General features: G+C 43.4%; 26 protein-coding genes and 1 riboswitch. Of the genes, 8 read left to right on the top strand and 18 right to left on the bottom strand.

Translation table 11 applies throughout. The features are described from left to right. The first annotated feature begins 166 nt into the window (after positions 1–166). Positions 167–1,564 (top strand): cryptochrome/photolyase family protein, encoded by a 1,398-nt coding sequence (locus AM506_RS02805; RefSeq protein ID WP_060670562.1) that lies wholly within the window; start codon positions 167–169, stop codon positions 1,562–1,564. Positions 1,565–1,610: 46 nt separating this feature from the next. On the opposite strand, the gene putP is transcribed toward AM506_RS02805, so the two are convergent. The 3 genes from putP to AM506_RS02820 all read right to left on the bottom strand — a co-directional run bounded on the left by putP (position 1,611) and on the right by AM506_RS02820 (position 5,470). Continuing rightward, positions 1,611–3,086 carry a sodium/proline symporter PutP gene (gene putP / locus AM506_RS02810; RefSeq protein ID WP_060670564.1) on the bottom strand — a complete coding sequence of 492 codons (1,476 nt, stop codon included), beginning with the start codon at positions 3,084–3,086 and terminating at the stop codon, positions 1,611–1,613. Between the two features lie 374 nt (positions 3,087–3,460). Next, positions 3,461–4,024, bottom strand: a complete 564-nt coding sequence (locus tag AM506_RS02815) for an NAD(P)H oxidoreductase (RefSeq protein ID WP_060670566.1) — start codon at positions 4,022–4,024, stop codon at positions 3,461–3,463. A gap of 201 nt (positions 4,025–4,225) precedes the next feature. Continuing rightward, positions 4,226–5,470, bottom strand: coding sequence for a dicarboxylate/amino acid:cation symporter (locus AM506_RS02820; protein WP_060670568.1), 1,245 nt, complete (start codon positions 5,468–5,470; stop codon positions 4,226–4,228). Positions 5,471–5,843: 373 nt separating this feature from the next. Here AM506_RS02820 and AM506_RS02825 point away from each other — a divergent pair, with 373 nt between their 5' ends. Continuing rightward, positions 5,844–6,272 carry a hypothetical protein gene (locus AM506_RS02825; protein WP_060670570.1) on the top strand — a complete coding sequence of 143 codons (429 nt, stop codon included), beginning with the start codon at positions 5,844–5,846 and terminating at the stop codon, positions 6,270–6,272. Between the two features lie 46 nt (positions 6,273–6,318). Here AM506_RS02825 and splB read toward each other — a convergent pair whose 3' ends face one another. The 7 genes from splB to AM506_RS02860 all read right to left on the bottom strand — a co-directional run bounded on the left by splB (position 6,319) and on the right by AM506_RS02860 (position 11,792). Beyond that, on the bottom strand, positions 6,319–7,347 hold the full coding sequence (gene splB, locus AM506_RS02830; protein ID WP_060670571.1) for a spore photoproduct lyase: 1,029 nt from the start codon (positions 7,345–7,347) through the stop codon (positions 6,319–6,321). An 11-nt stretch (positions 7,348–7,358) separates the two neighbouring features. After that, positions 7,359–7,604 (bottom strand): transcriptional regulator SplA domain-containing protein, encoded by a 246-nt coding sequence (locus AM506_RS02835; protein WP_060670573.1) that lies wholly within the window; start codon positions 7,602–7,604, stop codon positions 7,359–7,361. A 151-nt stretch (positions 7,605–7,755) separates the two neighbouring features. Further along, positions 7,756–8,493: an ABC transporter ATP-binding protein gene (locus AM506_RS02840; protein ID WP_060670575.1), complete on the bottom strand. Its 738-nt coding sequence runs from the start codon at positions 8,491–8,493 to the stop codon at positions 7,756–7,758. Position 8,494: 1 nt separating this feature from the next. After that, positions 8,495–9,256 (bottom strand): ABC transporter permease, encoded by a 762-nt coding sequence (locus tag AM506_RS02845; RefSeq protein ID WP_060670577.1) that lies wholly within the window; start codon positions 9,254–9,256, stop codon positions 8,495–8,497. Beyond that, entirely contained in the window at positions 9,253–9,546 is a 294-nt protein-coding gene (locus tag AM506_RS02850) for a thiamine-binding protein (protein WP_060670584.1), read from the bottom strand. The genes AM506_RS02845 and AM506_RS02850 overlap by 4 nt, the downstream gene beginning before the upstream one ends. Before the next feature lie 12 nt (positions 9,547–9,558). Continuing rightward, positions 9,559–10,545, bottom strand: a complete 987-nt coding sequence (locus AM506_RS02855) for an ABC transporter substrate-binding protein (RefSeq protein WP_060670585.1) — start codon at positions 10,543–10,545, stop codon at positions 9,559–9,561. A 165-nt stretch (positions 10,546–10,710) separates the two neighbouring features. Next, positions 10,711–10,819, bottom strand: a riboswitch (TPP riboswitch). A gap of 49 nt (positions 10,820–10,868) precedes the next feature. Beyond that, positions 10,869–11,792 (bottom strand): phosphotransferase enzyme family protein, encoded by a 924-nt coding sequence (locus AM506_RS02860; protein ID WP_060670587.1) that lies wholly within the window; start codon positions 11,790–11,792, stop codon positions 10,869–10,871. An 86-nt stretch (positions 11,793–11,878) separates the two neighbouring features. Here AM506_RS02860 and AM506_RS02865 point away from each other — a divergent pair, with 86 nt between their 5' ends. Further along, entirely contained in the window at positions 11,879–12,781 is a 903-nt protein-coding gene (locus AM506_RS02865; RefSeq protein WP_060670589.1) for an aldo/keto reductase, read from the top strand. A 51-nt stretch (positions 12,782–12,832) separates the two neighbouring features. Here the strand turns inward: AM506_RS02865 and AM506_RS02870 are convergent, their stop codons facing one another. The 3 genes from AM506_RS02870 to AM506_RS02880 form a co-directional block, all read right to left on the bottom strand. After that, complete coding sequence (locus tag AM506_RS02870; RefSeq protein WP_060670592.1) at positions 12,833–13,018, bottom strand: Fur-regulated basic protein FbpA; 186 nt, start codon at positions 13,016–13,018, stop codon at positions 12,833–12,835. Between the two features lie 137 nt (positions 13,019–13,155). After that, positions 13,156–14,049: a cation diffusion facilitator family transporter gene (locus tag AM506_RS02875; RefSeq protein WP_060670594.1), complete on the bottom strand. Its 894-nt coding sequence runs from the start codon at positions 14,047–14,049 to the stop codon at positions 13,156–13,158. Positions 14,050–14,225: 176 nt separating this feature from the next. Next, on the bottom strand, positions 14,226–14,555 hold the full coding sequence (locus tag AM506_RS02880) for a hypothetical protein (protein ID WP_060670596.1): 330 nt from the start codon (positions 14,553–14,555) through the stop codon (positions 14,226–14,228). Positions 14,556–14,871: 316 nt separating this feature from the next. Here AM506_RS02880 and AM506_RS02885 point away from each other — a divergent pair, with 316 nt between their 5' ends. The 3 genes from AM506_RS02885 (at position 14,872) to AM506_RS02895 (ending at position 18,378) form a co-directional block, all read left to right on the top strand. Continuing rightward, the gene (locus AM506_RS02885) at positions 14,872–16,197 is read left to right on the top strand and encodes a hemolysin family protein (RefSeq protein ID WP_060670712.1); all 1,326 of its coding nucleotides are present in this window, start codon (positions 14,872–14,874) and stop codon (positions 16,195–16,197) included. A 99-nt stretch (positions 16,198–16,296) separates the two neighbouring features. Beyond that, positions 16,297–17,583: a GntP family permease gene (locus AM506_RS02890; protein ID WP_060670598.1), complete on the top strand. Its 1,287-nt coding sequence runs from the start codon at positions 16,297–16,299 to the stop codon at positions 17,581–17,583. An 18-nt stretch (positions 17,584–17,601) separates the two neighbouring features. Further along, positions 17,602–18,378: a 3-hydroxybutyrate dehydrogenase gene (locus AM506_RS02895; protein WP_060670600.1), complete on the top strand. Its 777-nt coding sequence runs from the start codon at positions 17,602–17,604 to the stop codon at positions 18,376–18,378. A 40-nt stretch (positions 18,379–18,418) separates the two neighbouring features. Here AM506_RS02895 and AM506_RS02900 read toward each other — a convergent pair whose 3' ends face one another. After that, entirely contained in the window at positions 18,419–20,026 is a 1,608-nt protein-coding gene (locus AM506_RS02900) for an SLC13 family permease (protein WP_060670602.1), read from the bottom strand. A gap of 199 nt (positions 20,027–20,225) precedes the next feature. Between AM506_RS02900 and AM506_RS02905 the strand changes: the two genes are divergently transcribed. Next, positions 20,226–20,882, top strand: a complete 657-nt coding sequence (locus tag AM506_RS02905; RefSeq protein ID WP_060670604.1) for a YczE/YyaS/YitT family protein — start codon at positions 20,226–20,228, stop codon at positions 20,880–20,882. 252 nt (positions 20,883–21,134) lie between these two features. Here the strand turns inward: AM506_RS02905 and AM506_RS02910 are convergent, their stop codons facing one another. The 4 genes from AM506_RS02910 to AM506_RS02925 form a co-directional block, all read right to left on the bottom strand. Then, entirely contained in the window at positions 21,135–21,479 is a 345-nt protein-coding gene (locus AM506_RS02910) for a hypothetical protein (RefSeq protein ID WP_060670606.1), read from the bottom strand. A gap of 60 nt (positions 21,480–21,539) precedes the next feature. Next, a complete protein-coding gene (locus AM506_RS02915; protein ID WP_060670608.1) occupies positions 21,540–22,976 on the bottom strand; it encodes a SpoVR family protein in 1,437 nt (478 codons plus the stop codon). Between the two features lie 158 nt (positions 22,977–23,134). Next, entirely contained in the window at positions 23,135–24,325 is a 1,191-nt protein-coding gene (locus tag AM506_RS02920; protein ID WP_060670610.1) for an MFS transporter, read from the bottom strand. 227 nt (positions 24,326–24,552) lie between these two features. Continuing rightward, the gene (locus AM506_RS02925; protein WP_060670612.1) at positions 24,553–24,855 is read right to left on the bottom strand and encodes a DUF3889 domain-containing protein; all 303 of its coding nucleotides are present in this window, start codon (positions 24,853–24,855) and stop codon (positions 24,553–24,555) included. Positions 24,856–25,022: 167 nt separating this feature from the next. Here AM506_RS02925 and AM506_RS02930 point away from each other — a divergent pair, with 167 nt between their 5' ends. Next, on the top strand, positions 25,023–25,277 hold the full coding sequence (locus tag AM506_RS02930; RefSeq protein ID WP_034763164.1) for a YhdB family protein: 255 nt from the start codon (positions 25,023–25,025) through the stop codon (positions 25,275–25,277). Positions 25,278–25,393 lie beyond the last annotated feature (116 nt).

A 25,393-nucleotide genomic window follows, 5' to 3' on the forward strand; every position in this document is an offset into this window, starting at 1 on the left:
TATTACACCTATCTCATATCTGATTTCAATCCCAATCGAATATCTTTTAAGCAACCCATTGAGTTTTGTATACCATTCAATGATTCATTATACTTCTACTTAGAATTCATTTAAAAATTTTTTGCAAAGATGCGCTAAAAATTATCGTTTCAAAGGAGGAATCAAGGTGAAGAATCCCATCATCGTTCTGATCAGGGAAGACTTAAGGATTCACGATCACCCCGCTCTCTATGCAGCTTGCCAGGAAGGGCACGTGATCCCCCTTTATATCCTGGATGAGCAAGCCAGCCTCGGCGCCGCAAAGAAGTGGTGGCTGCACCGGAATATCGAGACCTACCAACACACCCTTCAATCGATTAACGGCCGATTATGGCTGGATAAGGGAAAGGTTGAAGAAGTCCTTTCCCGATGGGTGAAGAACACAAATGCAAAAGCTGTTTACTGGAACCGGAAATACAACCCTGACATATACCAACGGGATCGTACGATGGCCCAGTCCTTATCATCCCAGGGAATCCAGGTCAAAACGTTCGAAGGGACACTTCTTCTGCCCCCTTGGAAAATCAAAAAGGAGGATGGGACTCCATATAAAGTGTACTCGGCTTATTACCGATCACTCAGGAAAGAAGAAATCCCAAAGCCGCTTCCAGCTCTTAAACGGATCGAGGTTCCACAACTTCAAGACGATGGGATGGCCCTGAACGAATTAGATCTCCTCCCGTCCATCCCCTGGTTTCACATCATGGAAAGCATATGGGACCCCGGTGAAGAAGCTGCATTCAAAAGGATGAGTTCATTCTTTACTAAAAGATTACATGATTATTCAGAAGGCAGAGATTTCCCGGGCAAGGGACAACATTCCACCCTGTCCCCATATTTGGCTCTCGGGGTCATTTCTGTCAGGAGTATCTATCATACCCTCATTGATATGGAGAGCAAACCGATTGAACCTTTTATTAAACAGCTTATATGGAGAGAATTCTCCTATTCAGCCCTTCTCCATTATCCCGAGTCCCCGACACGTCCACTTAATGAAAAATTTGCAGAATTCCATTGGCAAAGTGATGAAGAAGGATGGAAACAATGGACAAGAGGACAAACCGGTTATCCCATCGTCGACGCAGGGATGAGGGAGTTGTGGGCAACCGGCTTCATGCATAACCGGGTGCGAATGATTGTGGCATCCTTCCTCACGAAGCACCTGCTCATCCCATGGCAAAGGGGAGCAGAGTGGTTTCTTGATACGCTGATCGACGCAGACCTTGCCAACAACTCTATGGGGTGGCAATGGGTGTCAGGCTCAGGATTTGATGCTGCACCTTACTTCCGGATCTTCAACCCTACCCTTCAAAGTGAAAAGTTTGATAAAGAAGGGACATATATACGGATGTGGCTTCCTGAATTAAGTCATCTCCCAAATCGCTATATACACAAGCCTTCAGACGCTCCCGGAGATGTGTTAAAAAGTACTGACATTACCCTTGGAGTGGATTATCCATATCCCGTCGTTGATCACAAGGCAGCCAGGAAAAGGGCATTGGAGCACTATGAGGAGATAAAATAATGCAAAGAAAAGGACCCGATACGAGCGTACCGGGTCCTTTTTTAGATCATTGGTATTCTTTTAGTCGCACCTTAACCGTTTCGAACTCTTCCTGTACTTCTTTGGCAGGAGGATTACCAACAAAACTGAAGATAAAGATGGCGATGGTCGCGAAGATGAATCCTGGCAGGAGCTCATACACATCGAAGAGTCCTCCAGACAACTGCTTCCATACAATGACCGTTACCGCACCCGTAATCATACCTGCAAGGGCACCGTTACGTGTCATGCGTTTCCAGAACAAGCTCAAGATCACGACTGGTCCAAAGGCAGCACCGAAACCAGCCCATGCATAGCTGACTAACTCAAGCACTTTACTATCGCGGTCATATCCTAGGAAAATCGCAAGGATCGCGATGACTACTACCGAAATACGACCAACCAATACTTCTTCTTTTTGGCTTGCTTCTTTTCGGAAAATCGCTTTATAGAAATCCTGGGCCAGGGCACTTGATGAAACAAGAAGCTGTGAATCCACTGTGCTCATGATCGCTGATAGGATGGCCGCAAGTAAGAAACCGGCTACCCAAGGATTGAATAATACTTGTGAGAACATAATGAACACCGTTTCAGAGTTTTCTAACGGTGAATCAGCGAAATACGCAATACCGGAGAAACCGATGAAGATCGCTCCAAACAGGGAGACAATCATCCATACCATACCAATCAAGCGTGCTTTAGGAATTTCTCTCGTTGATTTGATACCCATAAATCGTACAATGATGTGAGGCTGTCCGAAATAACCCAAGCCCCATGCCAGAAGCGATACAACTGAGACGAATGTCGCTCCAGTGTAAACATTCAAGTAGGATGGATCGATGTTTGATACGGCATTCACCGTGGCATCCCAGCCGCCAATCTCGGAAATGGCTACAATCGGGATGATGATCAAAGCAAGGAACATCAAGATTCCTTGAATGAAGTCTGTCCAGCTGGCTGCAAGGAATCCTCCAAAGAACGTATAAGAGAGGATAACCCCTGCACCAACCCATAATGCTAATCGGTAATCCATATTGAATGATTCTTCAAGTAAGATTGCTCCACCCACTAAACTTGATGAAGTATAGAACGTAAAGAAGATCAGGATGATGATAGCAGAGAACACTCGAAGAATTTTGCTTGAATCGTGAAAACGATTTTCAAAGAAATCCGGTACTGTGATTGAATCATTCGCCACTTCCGTATAAACCCGGAATGGCTTTGCAACGAATTGCCAATTCAAGTAAGCACCTACTGATAGACCAATCGCTAACCAGATTGACCCCATCCCACTGGCATAAACGGCACCTGGCAGACCTAGCATCAACCAACCACTCATGTCGGAAGAGCCTGCACTCAAGGCAGCTACACCGGCAGTTAGTCGCCTGCCTCCAAGCACATAGTCGGATAAATTACTGGTTAACTTAGCTGCCATGTAACCAATAATACCCATTCCAATTAAATAAATAATAATCGATGTTAACGTTTGAATATTAATATCCATAATCTACTCCTTTGTTTTTTCTGTAAAAAAAGTAATGATTGATAAAATGATCAATGTCGGCATCGGAATTAATAACCATAACCAGGTTCCCAATGTTAATTCTTCACCCATATTCAGTACCTCCTCCTTATGCAATTAAGTGTATTTTTTATACACTTTATTTTTAAATGATAAGTTTACGGCTGTTGTAGACACAAGAATTATCATACCATAAACCAGAATATTTTAAAGTCATCTGCTCTCAACAGGAATAAATTAATGAATAAATATACGTTAATATTCGATATTTTTGACTTATATCAAGTATTAGTCAATATTTATTCACAAAAAATTATTTAAATTTATTGAAAAACAGTACTTTTTTCTCACCCTAATCAAAATAACGTACCAAGCAGATACGCTTTATTCATAGTTTTTTCATAATCAAATTTTTTATCCCTGTCCATTGTGTCAAAAAAGATCTCCACTTCTTTGTCTATGACTCCCATTTTTTCAGAAATTCCCTTTATTAGCTGGTGTCTCAGCGTTTCATCATGACCATTAGAAATAAATTCCTCTTTCGTTTCACCTGCGAGCCCGACCCAAAGAACCTTTTGAGGATTAATCTGAGTGAATGCCGGATAGGTAAAGACTCGATCAATGTACCCTTTCATGATGGCCGGTAAACCATACCACCAAATCGGGAAAACAAAGATCAGGGCGTCATATCGCTTTAATTTCTTCCTTTCTTTCTCAGCAATATAGGAAGGCTTCCCTTTCATAGGGTTATCCCACTCTTCTTCACCCTTTTCATCAAGTAGGGGATTGAATTCCTCCCTGTACAAATCTAAAATGGATGACTTATATTCTTTGTCATGCAGACCTTTCTGAATATGCTTTGTAATGGAAAACGTGAGGGAATTCAATCGCGGATGGGCAACAATCAATAGTACTTTCAAGAAAAACAACTCCTTAAATGGACTACAGTGATCACTGTGCGGCTTTCACCATCTTAGGATAACATACCGGATTTTTCACAGAGTCCGTCTTCTATAATTTGTCGAATCGCTATGGAGAACATGCATACGCGCTTCGTTTTACAAAAAAAAGATGAAATCAATTTGATTTCACCTTTTTTTCTTGCAGAATGGAGCGAACGGTTATGATTCGCCCCTTTGGATCTTTATAGTCCGTTTTTTCTCTGACTCAGATACAAACAGGGCACATGCAGCATCCCCTGAGATGTTAATGGATGTACGGGCCATGTCCAACAGACGGTCTATCCCAAGGATCAAACCGATCCCTTCAACAGGCAGATTGACACTGCTTAAGACCATGGCCAGGAGGATCAATCCGACTCCCGGCACCCCTGCTGTACCGATACTTGCAAGTACAGCCGTAAGGACGACGGTAATCAGCTGTTCCAAGGATAGATCGACATTGTAAACCTGAGAGATGAATACAGTGGCTACCCCTTGCATGATGGCCGTTCCATCCATGTTAATTGTGGCTCCCAAAGGCTGTACGAAGGAGCTTACCGGTTTGGAAACACCGAGTCGCTGCTGGGCGACGTCCATCGAAATCGGGAGGGTCGCATTACTGCTTGATGTACTGAACCCGACACTCATGGCCGGACTGAAATTCTTGAAGAACCATATAGGGTTTTTCTTTGCAAGTAAGAGTATCGTTCCGCCATAGGTGATAAAGGCATGTACAAGTAATGCCGCTAAAACGACTATAAAATAAAGCCACATGGCCTTCAGGGCACTGGACCCCTGACTGCCGATTGCAGAAGCGATCAATCCAAATGTTCCGTATGGAGCGAATTTCATCACAAGGGTTACAAGATACATCATCAGATCGTTTCCTTGCTCCACAAGCTTTAAAATTCCTTTTGTCTTTTCACCCAGTGCCGTTAATCCGAATCCGATGAAGATAGCAAACGCGATAATCTGTAGCATATTGCCTTCGGTCATGGCCGTTAATGGATTTTTAGGGATGATGTTCATAAGTGTTTCCCCTACTGGAGGAGCTTTTTCTGTTTTAAAGCCTTCTGATTGGGAGGCGTCGATTCCTTCCACCAATCCTGGATCAATGATGTAGGCCAGTGTCAAACCGATCACAATGGCGATACAGGTTGTCACTAAAAAGTATACGATCGTCTTCAATCCAATTCTTCCAAGCTTCTTCGGGTCCCCTAATCCTGCCGATCCAAGGACGATGGAAAGAAAAACAATCGGTACGACAAGCATACTGATCAGGTTGAGGAAAATCTTGCCCAGGGGTGTGAACAGATAAGGATCTAATATATCGAATAAATCTTTTGCGAAAATGTTCAGAATCAATCCTACTACTGCCCCTAATATCAAGGCTGTAATAATCTTTGTTGTTAAATTAAATTTCATAGATGTACCTCCCTATAATTTTCCAAATAGTATAAAGATATTACCCTTATATCATTTTTATAAAACCAAAAATGTTTAGAACTTTTAATGAATGATTTTCTCTCGTGTCATCCCCCGGCTGCCTTGTTCGTTCGAGAACTTCATTCTTCTCTCACCATTATACTGATTTTTTATAAAATTAAAGAAGTTTGACGGAGATTCACATCAAATTTACTAGTTTTACGGATTGGGATTTCATAATTTCAGGCAGTTCAATGAATCCATTCTACTAAGAAAACCTTTCCAAAAATTTCTTTTCACCATTCATGGATTAAATGATACGCAATTGGGTAAATAGTAATAACAGCATGAAATTAGAAAGGAACATACGATTATGAATAAAACCGTCTATTTTCTTTCAAGTAGTCAACAGCGCAGCTTGATGGCTGAGGCCTGGGCAGAAAAGCTCGACGTGTCGGATTGGTCATTTAAAAGTGCCGGATGGGTTGCTGATGGCCGTGCCGAATTCAGCGTTCTGGCAATGAAAGAATTATGTATCGATATCAGTTCATTCCCTCTCTCGCGCATCGAGATGAAGGAACTTGGTGATGCCTCGGTTATCGTTGCGATTCAGGATAGAGAATACGATGATAAGATTGAACTTCCTTCTGAATTAGAAGAAAAAGTCATCTATTGGAATTTACCAAATCCAAGAAAGCGTGCTGCAACATTAATTGAAGAATGGGTACATTACCAGGAAATTTGCGACGAGATTGCAATGAAGGTAAAGGATTTAGAACATTTACTTCCACAATTACATTAAGAGGACTGATTACAACGGAACGTTCAATGTAATCAGTCCCTTTTTTTTACGTAAAATACTCAAGCTTTGCTTTCGGAAAATGCTTCTCCATATAAGCATACAGATGATCCTTGATTTCCTGCTCTTCATCCTTTTGGTATATATACTTCCCGATTCCGTATTTCCCCCATTTATATCGCCGTTCTTCTTCATTTAATTCAAGCTTCGTCATCGGGTAATTCTTCTCGATCACTCTTTTCGCCGGCTTCGTAAAGCGATGCTGGATGAATTCGAATGTTAAATCTTTTTTCGCTTCATCAGGCAGATGAGCTTCCAGGTGTTCGAACATCCGCTTATACCCTTCCTCCCAGCCTTCATGTAAATAAATGGGTGCTACGATAAAGCCCAATGGATACCCTGCCCTGGCAACTTTACCTGCTGCTTCCAGCCTTTTATCGAGTGGGGATGTACCAGGTTCAAAATTCTTAATGACATAATCCGCGTTGATACTGAAGCGGAATCTTGTCTTCCCATTATGTTTCGCATCCAGCAAATGATCAACGTGATGAAATTTGGTTACGAAACGTAACTTGCCATACTCCGATTCACCAAAATGTTCGATTGCGCGCTTTAGCGTATGTGTGAGATGGTCCACTCCTACGATATCAGAGGTACACGCTGCTTCAAATCGCGTAAATTCTGGTGCCCTTTCTTCGATATACCGATCTGCTGCCTCAAAAATTTCATCTACATTTACATACGTCCGAATATAAGGTTTACTCCCCATTGTGGTTTGAAGATAACAATAATGGCAGTGCCCCATACAACCTGTCGCAAACGGGATGGCATATTCAGCTGAGGGCTTGGAGGTATCGAACTTCAGCGTTTTCCGCACGCCTACCACTAACGTTGATTTGGCGATTCTGTATTTTTGAAAATGATTATCCCCAGGTAGATTTCGAACCTGATTGTGGGAAGTGGTATAGCGGATTTCCACATCCATTTTCTCGAATTTTTCCTTTAATTGCTTTCCTAATGGGTAATCCAGTGCATTGGGTTCAAAATAGACCAATTGAGGCACGAAAGGCTTTACCATATTATTCCCTCCTACAGGTCTCCAAATGATTGTGAATAGGCCTCTTCTGCTTCTGCTTCTGTAGAATAGACGGCTACTTCATGTGTTAACGGATAATAGGTTTCATAAAGAAATAATGCTAATTCGTTTGGGTTTTCGGGATCGTGCACAACCGCTGCTTCCTGTACATTGGCTACGCTTTGAGTATGCGGGTTACGGTAAATCACGTAAACAACATCGCCAGCTTGATATGGCGTATAATGATCGTTCAATTCCATTTTCCTCACCTTTTCCTATCATTCATTACATTCATTTTCTGTCAATCGTGATAGAAATATGATGGTAAAAGATGTTTAATCATTTTAAGAAAAAAAGAAAACTCCCCCCACATCCAAATTGCAGGAGAAGTTTTTCTATACAATCAATGACTTACACATATTGAGATAATTCCTCAAAGATATCCGTTTTCCATTTCAGGAACTCCTCGGTTAGAAGGATTTCCTTGTCTCGAGGTCGGGGAAATGGCACGATGAACTCCTTTTGTACACGGGCCGGTCTGGTTGATAACACAATGATACGGTCCGACAAGAAGAGGGCTTCGTCGATATTATGAGTGACAAACAGGACCGAACTTAAGTCTTCCTCCCATATGGAAAGGAGCCACCTCTGCATGTCCAACCGGGTAAATTCGTCAAGGGCAGAAAATGGTTCATCCAGGCATAAAAACGATTGAGGACTGACCAGTGCACGGATGAATGCGACACGCTGTTTCATCCCTCCTGAGAGATCTTCAGGATAAGCGTCCTCATAGCCCTTTAAACCGGCACGCTCAATCATCCCCATCGCCATTTCCTTATCCCTCTTTCCGTGTAACTCCTGACCAAGCATCACATTCTCGATCACCGTCCTCCACGGTAAGAGGGACGGACTTTGCGGCATATAGCTGATGGACCCTCTACGGCCATTTATCGACTGTCCATCGAGCTTTATATCTCCTGAATCGGGTGCGAATAATCCACCGATCACGTGAAATAGCGTACTTTTCCCACTTCCGGAAGGGCCAAGGATGGAAACGAACTCACCTTCCCCTACATGAATGGAAAGATCATCGAGAATCAATTCACCATCAAAGGATTTGGACATATTTTGTATAGATAACGTCGTCATGTTATTTGTCCTCCTTTCGATTCCACTTCACCATGATTTTTTCTAATAGTACGATGAGTCCAAAGAACAGCAGACTGAGGAGCATGATCATGAAAATGGCGACAAAAACCCTGTCGGTCCTGAAGGAAGAGGATGCAAGTGTCATATAGACGCCAATTCCTTTTTGAGCACCAAGCCATTCCGAAATGACCGCCCCCATCACACTATAGGTAGCTGATATTTTCAAACCGGAGAAGATGGAAGGCAGAGCATGCGGCCACTCCACTTTCCGGAAAATCTGCCCTTTTGTTGCACCGGACATTTTCATATAAAGGATATACTCTCCATTCGTCTGCCTGAATCCATCCATCGCCGAAACGGCCACAGGAAAGAAACAAATCAAGGTAATGACGATGATTTTGGGCAGGAGGCCAAATCCGAACCAAATGACAAGGAGAGGAGCCAAGACAATGATAGGTATATTCTGAGACAGGATCATAAGTGGATAAACCGCTTCCCTTACCTTTGGCAGGAGATGCAGCACGACCGCTGTCCCGAGTCCAATTGAACAGCCAATCGCAAACCCTGTGATTGTCAGAAATGCCGTTGATGAGAAATGCCCCTTGAACTCAGACCACGAAGCAATTCCTTCTTCCCATATCTCTGAAGGGGACGGCATCAGCCAGGCTGGCACCTCAAATATATTGATGGCAACTTCCCAAATGACGAATAAAAGGATGAGGACCAAGAAGGGTCTCCATCCTTTTGAAATCCATGTTCTCATCCTTTATATTTCTCCGTTAAGTCGTTCATTTCGATCCCATCCGGCTGGTACAATACTTTGATTTGGGAAATGACGTTTTTGCTTCCTATTTCAATCATTCGCTCATTCATCTGTTCAATCACCTTGAATAATTGTGACAGATCCCCTTCCATCGTCGTTTCCAAAGGATGGACTTCATATCGTACTCCCGATTTTTCGATGATTGCGATCGCTTCATCCACATATGGAATCACATCTTCACCGCTCTTTGTCTTCGGAATGATCTGTATGCTTACAAGTGCGTTCCCCATTTTGTTCACCTCTTATTTTGGTAAGAATTCGTTCGTGAATGCTTTCTTGCTTTCGAGTTTCTTATCTAATAAATCATTTTCATACATCCATGTTGCATAATTCTCCCAGACTTCCAGTTTCTGCTCTCCCCATCGGTCAGCATCATCTTTATATTTGGGTGCTAGCCATTCCTGACTCTTCATGACTAATTCTTTATCAAGATCAGGGGCTGCATCCAATAGAATCTCCCCCGCCTCTTTCGGATTGTCTATCGTGTATTGGTACCCTTTGGAAGCAGCTGCCATGAATGCCTTGACCGTTTCAGGGTCTGAATCGATCATTTTTTCATTTGTTGTGAGGACTGGAGTGTAGTAATCCAGATTATCGGAATAATCCTTTACATACATCATGTTCAACTCTTCACCGCGAAGTTCTGCTTCAATTCCTGTCCACCCATAATAAATCCAGGCGAAATCCACGTCGCGTTTAACAGCGGTAAAGAAATCGGTGTCTCCCATGTTAATGAAATTCACTTTTTTCACGTCCGCGTTTTCTTGCTTCATGATTGAATCCATGACGGCTTTTTCCACGGGTGACCCCCATCCCCCATAGCTTTTCCCTTCAAAATCCTTTGGTTCAGTAATACCCTTACTCTTCGGGGAAGCAAACCCCGACGTATTATGCTGGATGATGGCAGCGATGGATACGATGGGTACATCCTGGACCCTCGCTTGAGTGACACTTTCCTGATACCCAACACCGAATTCAGCTTTCCCTGATGCAACGAGCTGATCGGCACCTGCTTCTCCGGGCAGGATGATGTCTACATCCAATCCCTGATCCTTGAAGTAGCCTTTTTCTTTAGCTACATATAATCCGGTATGGTTGGTATTCGGTGTCCAGTCGAGTACGACACTTACTTTTTTTAGATTGTCCTTCTTCTCATCGGCTGTGTCTTTTCCCCCGTTACACGCGGTTAAAAGAAGTACAGAGCAGATGAGGAACATCCATTTTTTCATGATGATTCCTCCTTCGATCTTTGCGGTCGTAACGTTCATTCCATTATTCTTCGCTTATTCTGGAGAATGAATGTAAACCAATGGCAGTTTGAGACGTAAAGTCAGGGATACAACAAAAAACGCCCCAAGCTTCAGCCGCGGGACGCATCGTTAAACAGGTTATGTATCGTTTAAGAGAATGTTTCCTACGCTGGTATCAGCCAGTTCAGGTTCAAAGGGTCAGTATCTACAGGATACAATCTCAACCGGCACTCCGGTCCCCCTACACTTGGAATATGAAATTAAACGTTATCTTCTTTCCTACTTTGCCATAGAACGAAAGGTTATTCAAGCTTTTCCTTCTCATATTGAAAGACTCCATGAAAATGGGCGGATTCAATCAGTTCCTCAATGAAATCCAAGCACGAAGAACCAACTTCTGAATATCCCTGTTGAAAGTAAAAAAAGGCATACTGAAGTAGAAAGAGAGTGACTATTGACGGCAACATCCTTTTCTCTCCTGAAGTCAAAAAATCATGGCTTTCATATCCTTTCATAAAAGCCATGATCCATTCAATAGAATGATCTTTTTTCTCCGCAGGGATTCCTTTGAGCATACCTGCGAGGAAATAGCCGATGTCAGCAATACGGGGTGCCGACCGGATGCGTTCGAAATCAATGATCCCACTCACCTTTCCTCCCTGCATCAAAATATTCCCCGGATTGTAGTCGCTATGAACGATTTGATGGGGCAAATCCTCATAGATTGTCCCCCGCCACTTCATCTTTGAGAGGATTCCCTGCCCCCTTCTTCCGATCGATTCAGAATCCAGCTCGTTCATCCATTCTCTCACATGCCTTTCAATCTCCCAACCCTTCACTTCATTATGACTCTGATATTCTTTAAGGATGAGGTGCAGGGTCGCAAGGTATTTCCCTGCATCTGTCAGGGACTCGATAGAAAATTTCTTTAACGGGGTTCCTTCAAGTGCCTCATAAAAAGAATAGATTTGCTCTCCTTCTTTTACATACGGTAGTTGTGAGGAAGTTAATATAGGAGACTCAACGTTCAGGCCATAACTTATTATATAAGAGGTTAGATAGAGCTCCTCCATTCGATTTTCAAAGGAAGAATACTCTCTTCGTTTCAAATAGAAGGTCTTTCCTTCTCCCTTCACTTTCGTAACATTCGGATGAAGAGGAAGCGTTTTCATGGAAGTAGGCTCCACTCCCCAATGACGCACAATATCCTCAAGAGGTTCAATCATTTCTATTTCCTTTCAATACATAGTAATATACATGTAGTATGACTATGAAAGAATATCTACATACCATATGAAGAGAGGTTTCATCTATGCAAAGAATACAAATGACAGAAGATTTATCATTCTCAAGAATCATCCATGGATTATGGAGGTTATCAGACTGGAATCAGTCCAAGGAAGAAACACTCTCTTTAATCCAACACAATCTTGATAAAGGAATCACAACGTTTGACCACGCCGATATTTATGGTTCTTATACGTGTGAAACCTTATTCGGTGAGGCCCTTGCCCTCCAGCCCTCATTAAGGGAGAAAATGGAGATCGTAACAAAATGCGGCATTGTCCTGCCTTCTGACAATCGCCGGGAGAATAAGACGCATCACTACAATACCAGCAAAAAACATATTCTCGCCTCCGTTGAAAATTCTCTCCAGCAATTAAAGACGGATTACATTGATCTATTGTTGATTCACAGACCGGATCCGTTCATGAATGGCGAAGAGGTAGCTGAAGCTTTCACTCAATTAAAAGAAGAAGGGAAAGTCCGTCATTTTGGAGTCTCCAACTTTAAAGATCATCAGTGGAGCATGCTTCAATCTTATTTACCATTTCCATTGATTACAAACCAAATTGAATTATCCGCCTACCACCTGGAAAACTTTGAAGATGGCACGTTAAACCTCTGTCAGGAAAAGCGTGTGGCACCCATGGCCTGGTCACCATTGGCAGGCGGAGCGGTCTTCAAGGGGGAAGATAGGAAAGCTGTCCGTCTTCAACACACATTAAAGAAAGTTCAGGAGGAGACAGGGGCGAAAGGGATCGACCAGGTCCTATATGCGTGGCTGCTTAACCATCCGGCCAACATCATGCCGATCGTCGGTTCAGGTAAAAAGGAACGGATCCAACATGCCGTCGACTCTCTTTCTATCTCTCTGAACCATGATCAGTGGTTTAAAATCCTGCAAACGTCCATGGGACATGATGTTCCTTAAACGATAAGCGCACATGAAAAAAGACGATCCTTTCTTTAAAGGGTCGTCTTTTTATTGAGCTATATCTCCACCAACATAATATTCAAGGTACACTTCCTGTAATTCATCCATTGAAAGTTCATAAAGCTGCTTCCCGAACGATTTATAGACACCGATCCTCAATAATTGTTGTATATAAAAGTCTTTTTTATTTTCGGGTGTTTTATTCAGTCCTGATTTCGTTTCTTGATGTAACATGTTCATCCCTCCAGTTGAGGATATACCCCAATCATGGAGAGACATAAACATTCATTTCCCAGTTTTCTTGAATCAACACTAAAAAACCGCGTCATTGCTATACTTAGAGAGAAATGCTGCATACTATTCCCAACTGATCATGTACAACTATGATGATGCCCTTCAAGCACGTTTTCCCCTTCCACTTGGATGGTAGAGTGATGTATGTCAAACTCCCGCTCAAGAAAAGCCGACAGCTGTACCAGGATTGCATCCCGATTCACATCGTCCCCTACGACGACATGGCAGCTTAAAGCTTTAAAATCCGAAGTGATGGACCACACATGGAGATCATGGACTTCCATGACTCCCGGTATCTGAGACAGGCTCTTGGACACCTTTTCCATATCAACATCCCCCGGAGAACCTTCCATCAATATATGAATGGAATCCTTCGTCACCCTCCATCCTGAGATGACAATAAGAATCGCTACGATGACAGAGGCAATAGGGTCTGCCAGATTCCAATCAAAGAAGTAAATGAGAAGGCCCGCTATGATGGCCCCGACTGATCCCAGCATATCCCCCAGAACATGAAGGAACGCACTGCGGACATTCATGTTATGTTCGTTGTCCCCTTTCATCAGGATCCAGGCGACAATGATGTTCACAATCAAGCCGATTACGGCGATGATCATCATACCGGGTGATACAGTCGGAGTATCGATGAAGCGGCGGTATGCTTCCCAGAAAATATAAAGGGAAACGAGAATAAGGGTGATCCCGTTCAGAAAAGCAGCTACGATTTCAAAACGTTTGTACCCGTAAGTCTTCCCCATATCCGACGCCTTCTCCCCTATATAGAAAGCCGCCAGACTAAGGCCCAGTGCCGCTGCATCACTGAGCATATGACCTGCATCAGAAAGAAGGGCGAGACTATTTGTAACCACTCCCCCAACCACTTCAACAATCATAAAAGTAAAAATGAAAAGAAAGCTGATTAATAATGCTTTTTTATTTTGGTTGTGGCCATGACTGTGATCGTGACCCATATGATATCCCTCACTTCCGATTCTTTCTTCTACGTACTCTAATACTACTTAATAGTATACGTACCGTCGCTCCCATTAGGCAAAAATCTGATACGCACACTATGACAAGAGAGGCTGCAGAAGAAAATATATGAACATAAAAAAACCCGGACAAAAATCCGGGGCTCGCTGAAGGATTAATTTTGTTGAAGCTTTTTACGCTCACGCTTCATGAAGAGGTCAAGTGTTACCCAGAACACAACGGATGTTATGGCGAAGATGGCGATGGCGAAATAGATGTCTTCTGTTTTCCAGTCTAATCGTGGAATAAGCAGGCCCAATACACCTGATAATATATAGTAGCCTCCAATTAATTGCAGGTATAACCGTCCTGTCTGGGATTGAAGGTTTTCAAGATACCCTTTACCTGCTTTGCCGAAGAAAATAGCTACTCCTCTTACAATGATATAAACCGAAAAGGCAATGATAAGGGATACAACAAACTCTTGATTAAATACATCTGCCATGATCGTCCTCCTTTCCAACTATCCAGTGTTTTGAATCCTAAATGATTGTATTGTTCATAAATATTCACTATGATGAAATCATGAATCATTCCGGTTGATCGTTATATTTCAGAATAACCCAATGCGTGTTGCATTTCAATGACAATCGGACAAACGAATTGGATGGGAATGTAATACGTTAAAAGGATATACTCAATGCGAATGGATTTCAAGTGGCATTCTGCCCTCAATTCTTACGTTATCATGACTATTTCATACAGGAGGTGATTGAAGCGAAAGAAACGGAAAACTACCCGTTCTTTTGACTTCTACTCATTTGGATATTTTAATTAATTTACTACTTATTGTCCTATTAATCGGACTGACAGCGTTCTTCGTCGCTTCTGAATTTGCCATCGTGAAAGTAAGGGGTTCAAGAATCGATCAGTTGGTCTCTGAAGGAAATCAAACTGCTGTTGCTGCGAAAAGGGTCATTTCCCATCTGGACGAATACCTTTCTGCATGTCAGTTGGGGATTACCATCACCTCCCTTGGACTTGGGTGGTTAGGGGAACCGACCATTGAAACACTCCTTCACCCGGCATTTGAGAAGATTGATTTAAATCCGTCCATTTCAAGCATCATTTCATTCGCACTGGCTTTTTCTGTCATTACCTTTTTGCATGTGGTGATAGGGGAACTGGCCCCGAAGACATTTGCCATCCAAAAAGCTGAAAGAATCACATTACTATTTGCCAAGCCCTTGATCTGGTTCTACCGGATCGCTTATCCATTCATTTGGACCTTGAATAGTTCGGCACGCGTGTTTACAGGGATGTTCGGTTTGAAACCTGCCTCAGAGCATGAAATCGCCCACTCAGAAGAAGAGCTCAGAATCATTCTTTCCGATAGCTATAAAAGCGGTGAAATCAACTCATCCGAATTCAGGTATGTGAATAAAATATTCGAATTCGACGAGCGCATCGCCAAGGAAATCATGGTCCCCCGGACAAACATTGTGACTCTATCCGCAGAATCCACCATAGATGAAGTATTATCGGTCATTAAAGAAGAGCGGTACACGAGATACCCTGTTGTGGATGGGGATAAAGACAATATCCTGGGGGTTGTGAATGTGAAGGAACTGTTAACGACCCTCGTGAATCATAAAAGCGAGCATGAAGATGTGACTTCCTTCATTAAGCCTGTCATCCGCGTCATCGAAACCATCCCGATTAAAGCCCTGCTCGTCAAGTTGCAAAAGGAACGAGCCCCGATGGCCGTTCTTATTGATGAATACGGTGGAACGGCAGGCCTCGTTACGGTGGAGGACATCATCGAAGAAATCGTCGGTGAGATCCGGGATGAATTTGATATCGATGAAATTCCTGAAGTCCAGAAGATAAAAGAAGACCATTATATTTTCGACGCAGTCATGCTCATTGAAGATGTGAACGACCTTCTGGGCATATCGATTGAAGAGGAGGAAGTCGATACAATCGGCGGCTGGTTCCTCACTCAAAAATATGAAGTCAAGCCTGAAGATAAAATCGAAGAACAGGGCTATTGCTTTAAAGTCAAGCAAATTGACGGCCATCATATTCAGTACCTGGAAGTCACCAAAATGAATAAGTATATGTCTGAAACGAACGAGTCTCACTAAGAGCCCGTTCGTTTTTTTGTGTTCCCCAAGACTTCAGGAAAGGATAAATCTTTTCATAAATGGAAAAATAAGCGGAAATATATATTCAAGAGGTGAATTATGACTAGCATCATCGCTGGATTAATCCTGCTTATGGTTTTAGCGTATTTAGGCTGGTCGATCATCTGGATCGCGCCGTTAGTTGCAGGTTTGGTTGCGTTAATGAGTGGTCTGGATCTGCTGCCGGCCTATACAGAAACGTATATGACCGGCTTCGTGAACTTCGCCAAAGAATGGTTTCCTGTCTTCCTTTTCGGTGCCATCTTCGGAAAGTTGATGGAAGATGTAGGGGCCGCTCAATCCGTTGCATACAAAATCACCAACATCATTGGGAAAGATCGAGCCATCCTCGGAGTACTGATAGCTGCAGCGGTATTGACTTATGGCGGTGTCAGTTTATTCGTGGTGGTATTTGCTATCTATCCATTGGCCATTGCCATGTTCAGAGAGGCAAATATTACACGGAAATTACTGCCTCCAACCTTTGTATTAGGTGCTTTCACTTTTACCATGACCGCAATCCCGGGTACCCCGCAGATCCAGAATCTGATACCGATCGATTACTTCAAGACATCACCTACTGCCGCTCCCATCATCGGAATTACAGGGGGATTAATCATGGCGGTTGGAGGGTACTTTTATTTAAGATGGCGTCAAAAGCAGTTTACGAGTAAAGGAGATGCTTTCACCGAACCCAAAGGCGGGAATGATGTGAAAGAAATTAAAGAATCGGAGCTTCCGAACTTCTACCTATCGTTTCTGCCACTTGTCATCGTCGTCGTTACATTGAATGTGTTCAAGTGGAATATCCTGACTGCCCTTCTTGTAGGAATCCTTTCAATATTGCTCATTAATTTCAAACATTATAAGAAATTCATTCCTGCTGTCAATGGAGGGGCCAAAGGATCGGTCATGGCCGTGATCAATACAAGTGCTGCAGTTGGGTTTGGGGCTGTCGTTACAGCGGCACCCGGTTTCAAGACGTTAACGAAACTCATCCTGGGCATCAAAGGGAATCCGGTGATTTCAGAAGCAATCGCTGTTCAAACTTTGGCTGCCATCACCGGCTCTGCTTCCGGAGGGATGGGAATTGCCCTTGAAGCATTGGGGGATAAATATTATGAACTTTCACAGACAAGTGGAATCAGCGCAGAAGCATTCCACCGGATTGCTTCCATTTCTTCCGGAGCATCGATTCTGCCTCATAATGGCGCTCTCCTGACTCTATTTGCCGTAACAGGACTCACTCATAAAGATTCATATTTAGATGTTGCCGTTGTCGGGCTGCTTATTCCGACAATCGCGGAAATTGTTTCAATCATTCTAGCCAATTTGGGAATTTACTAATTCGAGGAGGAAATCAAAATGGTCAATGACAAAGTGGTATTTATTACTGGTGCTGCAAGAGGCATCGGATATGAAATCGGGGAACATTTCGCTCAAAATGGGGCAAAGGTTGTCCTGTCAGATATCAACCAGGAAGGTCTCGATGAAGCGGTCGATGAACTAAAAAGCCGGGGATTCGATTGCCTTGGCGTGAAATGCGACGTAACGAGTGAAGAAGAAGTGAAGGCGGGAATCGATAAGACCGTAGAACACTACGGACGGATTGATGTCCTGATCAATAACGCAGGGCTTCAACATGTTTCACCCATTGAAGACTTCCCGATTGAAAAGTTCGAACTATTAATCAAAATCATGCTGACCGCCCCATTCATCGCAACAAAATTTGCTTTTCCACATATGAAAAAGCAGAAATTCGGTCGGATTATCAATATGGCATCCATTAATGGACTGATTGGGTTTGCCGGCAAAGCTGCCTATAATAGCGCCAAGCATGGAGTCATCGGCTTGACAAAAGTCTCAGCTTTAGAGGGAGCTGAACACGGGATTACAGTTAATGCAATGTGCCCTGGTTACGTGGATACCCCCCTTGTCCGTAACCAGCTGAAAGATATCTCCACCACCCGTGGTGTTGAGCTTGAAAAAGTATTAGAGGATGTCATCTATCCCCTTGTTCCACAAAAACGATTGCTATCAGTAGAAGAAATTGCGGACTATACCATCTTCCTTGCAAGTGACAAAGCAAAGGGTGTAACCGGCCAAGCGGTTGTGTTGGATGGTGGATATACAGCTCAATAATACACAAAAGTCGGATCAAAACCCTGATCCGACTTTTTATTTACTTCAGGTTTTCAGGAAAGACGCCCAGGTCCACACCCCATACAACTGGCATGAAGAAATAAATCAAGAGCGTGATAAACACAATACTAATAAGATTCAACCAGACACCTGCTTTGACCATGTCCCCCATCTTTATATAACCCGACCCGAATACTACTGCATTCGGCGGTGTAGCAACCGGCAGCATGAATGCACAGGATGCAGCAAGCCCGGCGGCTACCATCAGGCTATAGGGATGAACGTCCAGGGCAGCAGCCAGTGCTGCCATAATCGGGAACATCATCGTGGCAGTAGCCGTATTGGACGTGATTTCCGTCAAGAAAATAACAAAAGCCGTGACGGCAACAAGGATGATGATAAACGATATTCCGTCAAGCACAGTCAATTGCTTCCCTATCCATTCTGCCAGTCCCGTCTCCTTGAAACCCTTGGCAATGGCAAGTCCTCCTCCAAATAGAAGCAGGATACCCCATGGAAGCTTTTTGGCATCGTCCCATGTAAGCAACCTTGACTCTTTCCTGCCGGGAAGCAGGAAAAGGACGAGTGCTCCTGTAATAGCAATGATTGTATCATCCAGAGAGGGAATCCATTCGTTCAATAAAAAGGAACGTGTGATCCAGCAAAGTGCTGTAGCGACAAAGACTGTCAAAACAAGCTTTTCTTCGAAAGATATCCTTCCTAGAGAGCGATTTTCCTTCTCCACGATCGCCCTGCCTCCAGGAAGCTCCTTTATTTTCAGCGGGAAGGCTACTTTGATAAGATACCACCATGTAACCATGAGAAGGATGGCCGCAAGAGGGACCCCGAAGAGCATCCACTTGGCAAAAGAAAAATCAATTCCATACAGCTGTTTGATCACTGCAGCAAATATCGTGTTGGGAGGCGTCCCGATCAAGGTTCCCAATCCTCCGATCGATGCACTATAGGCAATCCCGAGCATGATGACTTTACTGAAATGCCCCGTCCTTTTCGCTCCTTCTTTCTGTAAACTTTCATTCACTTGATAAACCACGGCGGTTCCAATCGGCAGCATCATCATGGCCGTTGCCGTGTTTGAAATCCACATGGACAGAAACCCCGTAGCAAGCATAAACCCCAGGACGATCCGTTCTGTACTTGTCCCTATCAGCAGGATGATGTTCATGGCGATGCGCTTATGTAGATTCCATTTTTCCATGGCAATCGCTATGATGAACCCTCCCATAAACAAAAAGATGGTCCCATCCCCATAGGCAGATGTAACATCCCCCGACTGCAGTGCCCCTGTAACAGGAAACAGAATGATCGGCAGTAGGGATGTAGCCGGTATCGGGATCGCTTCCGTTATCCACCAAGTCGCGATCCAGACTGTTCCGGCAAGGACCGCCACTGCTTCTTTGGACAATCCTTCAGGAGAAAAGAACAGAATGATGAGAAAAAATAAAAGCGGCCCTAAAATAAAACCGATTTTCTGCCCGGGATTCGCAGCAGGTTTTGGAGAACGATCTGTATGGACCCTCCCATTTACCTGACCGGAAGTACTTCCTGATGTAAAAAACCTGAACGTTTCCATTACATCATCATGCCACATCCATAGCGTTCTCCAAGCATCTTTCGCTGTTTGCATTTACCTATTCCCCCTTTTCATGTCATACAAGACCATACCCCTTGAAGAAACCGGTATAAACAAGAATCAACCACAATTTGTCAGTTGAGTCATTTCTCATTTTTCATAAACAGAATGAAAAAAGGACCATTTCATCATAAAGCGTTTCATTGTAAAATAATGTTAGAGTATGTATGACGGTTGGATAAAAGGAGAAAAGATGAAAATCTATTGGCAAATCAGCTATTTTGTGATCGGGTTACTTATTTTCAGCTATGGAATCAGCATGTCCATTAAAGTCCAATACTTAGGCATTCACCCATGGGATGTATTGAATATCGCCATGTTCGATAAGTTCGGACTGACGATCGGAACATGGAATATCATTGTCGGTGCCACTCTCATAGTAGGCACGCTACTTTTGAAAGGGAAATATATTCAAATCGGAACCATCCTGAATGGAGTAATGGTCGGCATGCTTGTTGATTTTTTCCTTTTTTATGATTTGCTTCCCCCCCAAACGGGTCCGGTTATGGATATTCTGATTCTCCTTTCTGCCATTTTGTTGATGGGGGTTGGAGGCGGGCTGTATTCTGCTGCTCATCTTGGAACGGGGCCAAGGGACGGATTCATGCTCACCATTTCAGATCTGACCAATCTTTCCATAAGCAGAGTCCGGATCATATGCGAGTGCACCGTCTTACTGATCGGTCTACTCCTCTCCGGCCCTGTCTTCGTTTTCACATTTATTTATACGTTCATCCAAAGTCCCATCTTTCAAAAATCGTTTCTATACTTCACAGAAAGACTCCATACCCGATTCCCTGACAGGAGCAAAGAAAAGCGGAGGCGGCTTGATCAGAGGCGACAAGCATAAGATGAATGGACCGAGAAGGCGGCTCTTTGCCTTCTTGGACCATTTAGCTTATGACCTCGAGCCTCTAGCCGCCGAAGCTGGACATCTAGAAAAGCGGAGGCGGCTTGATCAGAGGCGACAAGCATAAGATGAATGGACCGAGAAGGCGGCTCTTTGCCTTCTTGGACCATTTAGCTTATGACCTCGAGCCTCTAGCCGCCGAAGCTGGATCAATAAAGGACAAACAGCCTGAGGCAGTTTGTCCTTTTTACGTCATGACATTTCGCATGCCACTAATCCATATTGCCGATCATGGTCCAGTTTTTTTATGAACTGAAATAATTGCTGTACCTGTTCATTATCCATTTCTCTCTTATAATAGTCTTCCAGCATCGACAGCATTTCATCGGGGTACATCAGGCAGGTATGGCTTCCCCAGTCTGTTTGCCTGCCTTCGAATTTCTTATAGTAAATGCCATCCAACAGGGCGAAAAACAGTTCATAACCTTTAGGAAAGAACGGACTGATCCGCTTCGGGTAATTATGATTCCAGTCTCCCCCCTCATAATGGAATGTCCGGTCCGTCAAATCACCGATAAAGACTTCAACATCCGCCATTCTATCTCCTCCTCAATCAATCAATACCTACTCTACAATGTATAAACCCGTCCATCATTTTTAGAACCAAAAAAGAGCCGCCTCAGGATGATATTTCCGCTGCACACTTCTTCCATCATACGTAAATAACATATCCCGATTCTCCACATGAGTCTCGATATGGACCGGTCTTCCCCAAAGCTGGTGCAAATAAGGTAAAACCTTTTCTAAATATTTAATATCAAGTTCGACATCCTCGAACCAGTGCTTAAGATAAAGTTCTCCGCTCTTCATATAATCCCCGTCATTCACGGTGATGTAAGGAAAACCGCCATTCACCCTCATTCCGACGAGCTGATCCCGGACATGGGTCCATTCCTTATCGACAATTTTATAATCCTTCCCCTGCTTTTGGAACAGGTACATATCCTCTCTCGTAACCAGATCCTTTGTTAAATAGTTTCGTAAAAAGGAAATATCCGACTCGATTTCACGCACTTCAAACATTTTTTCACGACCGGAATTCGGCTTTACCCCCCGTTTTTTCATTTCTTCTGTCGGATTATCGAACCGATCCTCAATATCTTCGAAAATCTTCAGGCCGAGATAGTAGGGATTGATCTGGGTGCGGGACGGCTGTACGACACCAGCATTCAACTTGGCAAACTCGATCGATTCACCGCTTGTCAGATCCATTTCACGAATGATCCGCTGATGCCAATACGAGGCCCACCCTTCATTCATGATCTTCGTTTCAAGCTGAGGCCAGAAATACAGCATCTCTTCCCTCATCATCGTCAATATATCCCGCTGCCAGTCCGACAATTCCCTGCTGTACTGCTCGATGAATAGAAGGATGTCTTTCTCCGGCTGCGGCGGAAACTTTTTCTTCACCTTCTTCTTTTCCCTGCTTTTTGGCTTTTCGTCAAGTGACCACAGATCATCATAAGGGGATGCATGATTCACTTCTTCTTCTTCCCACTCTACATCTTCCATTGTCCACGACAGCTTCGGACGCATCAGGGAAGGATCGATGTGTTCATCCACGGCAAGGACCGCATCGAGAAAATTCTCAACTTCCTGTTTTCCGTGCTCAATCTCATATCTGCGCACCCGTTCAGCAGTAGCCGCCATACTTTCCACCATATCCCGTTTTGTATTCTGGAACCGGACATTGTTTTTAAAGAAATCACAGTGTGCCAGCACGTGAGCCACAATCAATTTATTCTGAATGAGAGAATTCGAATCCAGCAAAAACGCATAACAGGGATCCGAATTGATTACGAGCTCATAAATCTTACTCAAACCCAAATCATACTGAAGCTTCATCTTATGGAACTGCTTTCCGAAACTCCAGTGTGAGAACCGTGTCGGCATCCCATAAGCCCCAAATGTATATATAATGTCAGCAGGACAAATCTCATAACGCATCGGATAAAAATCCAGACCAAACCCGGCTGCAATCTCAGTAATTTCTCCTATCGCATTTTGCAAATTCTTCTGCTCCTCTAAATTCATCTTCATCCCCCTCTTTATACTCTTATCTAAATGTATGTAGACAAAGGGGATTTGATGAAAAGAAAAGCGGAAGGGCTTTGCTCAGAGGCGACAAGCATAAGACGAGTCACCCTAAAAAGGCTGTTCCCCTAATCCAGGGAACAGCCTTTTTATCAACCTTACGTATTCAGATTCTTTTGCAGTATTTTAACTGGGATGAGCGTAGTGAATAGCAGGAATGCAGACAAGGTGAAAACCATTGAAACACTCATCACTTCAAGGAGAAGTCCGACCCCCACTGAAGATAAGCCGAACAAGAGAGTGGTTAATGCCCCTTGTGCAGCGTAAATCTTTCCAAGCTCTTCCGGTGGCGCCCTCTCCTGTAAATACGTCTGAAGCACTACATTCTTAAGTTGGTCACACAACCCGAACACAAACGACAAGACAAGTGCCATCACGGCAATTTTATTCCATGCAAATACAAGGGTGACAGCTGAAGTGACGATCATACAGAAGGGGAGCCACTTTTGCCTGTGTTTTGAAAAAATGCCATGCAGCTTAAACATGAGAAATGAGGCAACGACCAATCCGACAAAGAAGCTTGAGTTGATGAATCCCCACCATTCTTCACCCCGTTGAAGCAAGAGATCCACATACAAATAAAGAACAGCCGCAATCCAGACGGTCCCTGACACCGACTCGAGCCCGTATATCCAAAAAACGGGTACCAGACCTTTCTGCCTTTTAACTTGCGACCATCCATCCCCAAGCTCCTGCCACCAAACCTTTCGAACTTTCAGCGTGCTACTTGGAATGACCGGGAGTTTCAGCATAAAAAAGGTGCTGGCCAGGAATAAGAGGATCACCACAATAAAAAGATTCGTTGCATTCAGGAACGCTAGAAGAATTCCCCCCAATGCCCAACTTGAAAATTGAATCGTCTGATCCACGGTAGAGAGAAAGCCATTTGCCCCCATCAGTTCTTCCCGTTTCACCAGGAAAGGTACATATGAGTTCCTCGCCGGGAGTGCCCATCCATCCAAAAAAGAAATGATGCTGGCACAAACGAAATAGACCCACACATTTCCTATATTGAGTACCATCATCAGAAGGAACACGCATAAAAAAAATGTCTTTCCCATTTGCGAGTACGCGATTAAGCTCCTCATCTGTGTACGATTCAACAAAAGAGGCGCTGCCACACTACTGATGAATCGTGAAAATGTAATGACTAAAGGAACAGCTGTCATGTAAACAGCAGAACCGGTCATGTTGTAAACAAGGGAGATCAACCCTACGATATAGAAAACATCCCCCATATTGGCCAATGCCTGACCGAACCATAGACTTCTGAATGCATTGGAATGCATATCTCTTCCTCCCTCTATTCAGTTTATATATAGGTAAGAAAAGAACAGCATCACATCGGAACAAAAATCCCCTTTCAGAATCAAAACGAATTATGTATGACTTCATTTTAGCAAAACAGTGGTGATTTTGCAGGTAATACTTTAGTTTATCCTCATTTAGGTGTGGGGGTGCACCTATAACACACAAAAAAAGCCTCCTTATTCAAAGGAGACTTCATCTGTTCCCGTTATTCCTTCACCGAGATGTTGAGTACCTTTTCATTGTCGAGATCGTGCACTACGATGACAACGACCTTTTTCTCTGCATTGTTTTCTTGCACGGTAAATTCAAATGCGTCAGAAACTTTGTTCTCCGCCAATTTCTGACGTCCCTGGTACTGATAATCCTTTACAGGCTGCCCGGGATAGTCCTCTTTGATGACAGCTGTCGCAATGCGTCCAAACTTCTTATAATCCGACTGCTCGGCATGCGCCTGACTTGAAAATACTAGAAAAAATACAGTTGATAATATCACGATTGCTTTCTTCATTTTCATCACCTCTGTTTACGTTTCATTACATAGGATGAATTAATCAGGCGTTTTTATTCACCCAATAGAAGGAAAACGAGCATTTGCAACAGTACCAACTTTTACAGAGAAATAATAACGGTTTTCTCCATACAATAGGAGTACCCCTTCAGAAGGAGGGAAACCAAGTGAACAAAGTCGATTACGATCGGGCCTTGTATTACACTCACCGATCAGAATGGGATAACCTGTTGATCCTTATGGTGAGAACGAAGGATGACCTTCTTTCAAAAAGAATTGAACATTTCTTACATGCGTATCATTTTTCAAATGATTACACGGTTGTAGAGCGTAATCTCTATACGCTTTTACGATATATCGAACATGCAAACTTCACCTATAGTGTCGAGCAACCACTTCAGGAAACCTTTGCAGAGATGTAACAAAAAAGAGAATTCCACCTACGGCTGATCCAATTAGTATACGCTATTGGATCAGCTTTTATTATGCTCGAACTGCCCCATTTGTTTCCGATACAACATCATAAAAAAAAACCGGC

Origin of the sequence: Rossellomorea vietnamensis, from assembly GCF_001305855.1 — a bacterium.
Taxonomy (GTDB): domain Bacteria; phylum Bacillota; class Bacilli; order Bacillales; family Bacillaceae_B; genus Rossellomorea; species Rossellomorea vietnamensis_A.

Coding starts and splice junctions, on each gene's coding strand:
- AM506_RS02880 (WP_060670596.1), bottom strand. CDS start 14,555: ATGGCAGATGTATTTAATCAAGAGTTTGTTGTATCCCTTATCATTGCC.
- putP (WP_060670564.1), bottom strand. CDS start 3,086: ATGGATATTAATATTCAAACGTTAACATCGATTATTATTTATTTAATT.
- AM506_RS02865 (WP_060670589.1), top strand. CDS start 11,879: ATGCAAAGAATACAAATGACAGAAGATTTATCATTCTCAAGAATCATC.
- AM506_RS02920 (WP_060670610.1), bottom strand. CDS start 24,325: ATGCATTCCAATGCATTCAGAAGTCTATGGTTCGGTCAGGCATTGGCC.
- AM506_RS02820 (WP_060670568.1), bottom strand. CDS start 5,470: ATGAAATTTAATTTAACAACAAAGATTATTACAGCCTTGATATTAGGG.
- AM506_RS02925 (WP_060670612.1), bottom strand. CDS start 24,855: ATGAAGAAAGCAATCGTGATATTATCAACTGTATTTTTTCTAGTATTT.
- AM506_RS02900 (WP_060670602.1), bottom strand. CDS start 20,026: ATGCAAACAGCGAAAGATGCTTGGAGAACGCTATGGATGTGGCATGAT.
- AM506_RS02825 (WP_060670570.1), top strand. CDS start 5,844: ATGAATAAAACCGTCTATTTTCTTTCAAGTAGTCAACAGCGCAGCTTG.
- AM506_RS02910 (WP_060670606.1), bottom strand. CDS start 21,479: ATGGCGGATGTTGAAGTCTTTATCGGTGATTTGACGGACCGGACATTC.
- AM506_RS02855 (WP_060670585.1), bottom strand. CDS start 10,545: ATGAAAAAATGGATGTTCCTCATCTGCTCTGTACTTCTTTTAACCGCG.
- AM506_RS02905 (WP_060670604.1), top strand. CDS start 20,226: ATGAAAATCTATTGGCAAATCAGCTATTTTGTGATCGGGTTACTTATT.
- splB (WP_060670571.1), bottom strand. CDS start 7,347: ATGGTAAAGCCTTTCGTGCCTCAATTGGTCTATTTTGAACCCAATGCA.
- AM506_RS02835 (WP_060670573.1), bottom strand. CDS start 7,604: ATGGAATTGAACGATCATTATACGCCATATCAAGCTGGCGATGTTGTT.
- AM506_RS02915 (WP_060670608.1), bottom strand. CDS start 22,976: ATGAATTTAGAGGAGCAGAAGAATTTGCAAAATGCGATAGGAGAAATT.
- AM506_RS02860 (WP_060670587.1), bottom strand. CDS start 11,792: ATGATTGAACCTCTTGAGGATATTGTGCGTCATTGGGGAGTGGAGCCT.
- AM506_RS02875 (WP_060670594.1), bottom strand. CDS start 14,049: ATGGGTCACGATCACAGTCATGGCCACAACCAAAATAAAAAAGCATTA.
- AM506_RS02850 (WP_060670584.1), bottom strand. CDS start 9,546: ATGGGGAACGCACTTGTAAGCATACAGATCATTCCGAAGACAAAGAGC.
- AM506_RS02845 (WP_060670577.1), bottom strand. CDS start 9,256: ATGAGAACATGGATTTCAAAAGGATGGAGACCCTTCTTGGTCCTCATC.
- AM506_RS02840 (WP_060670575.1), bottom strand. CDS start 8,493: ATGACGACGTTATCTATACAAAATATGTCCAAATCCTTTGATGGTGAA.
- AM506_RS02870 (WP_060670592.1), bottom strand. CDS start 13,018: ATGTTACATCAAGAAACGAAATCAGGACTGAATAAAACACCCGAAAAT.
- AM506_RS02890 (WP_060670598.1), top strand. CDS start 16,297: ATGACTAGCATCATCGCTGGATTAATCCTGCTTATGGTTTTAGCGTAT.
- AM506_RS02895 (WP_060670600.1), top strand. CDS start 17,602: ATGGTCAATGACAAAGTGGTATTTATTACTGGTGCTGCAAGAGGCATC.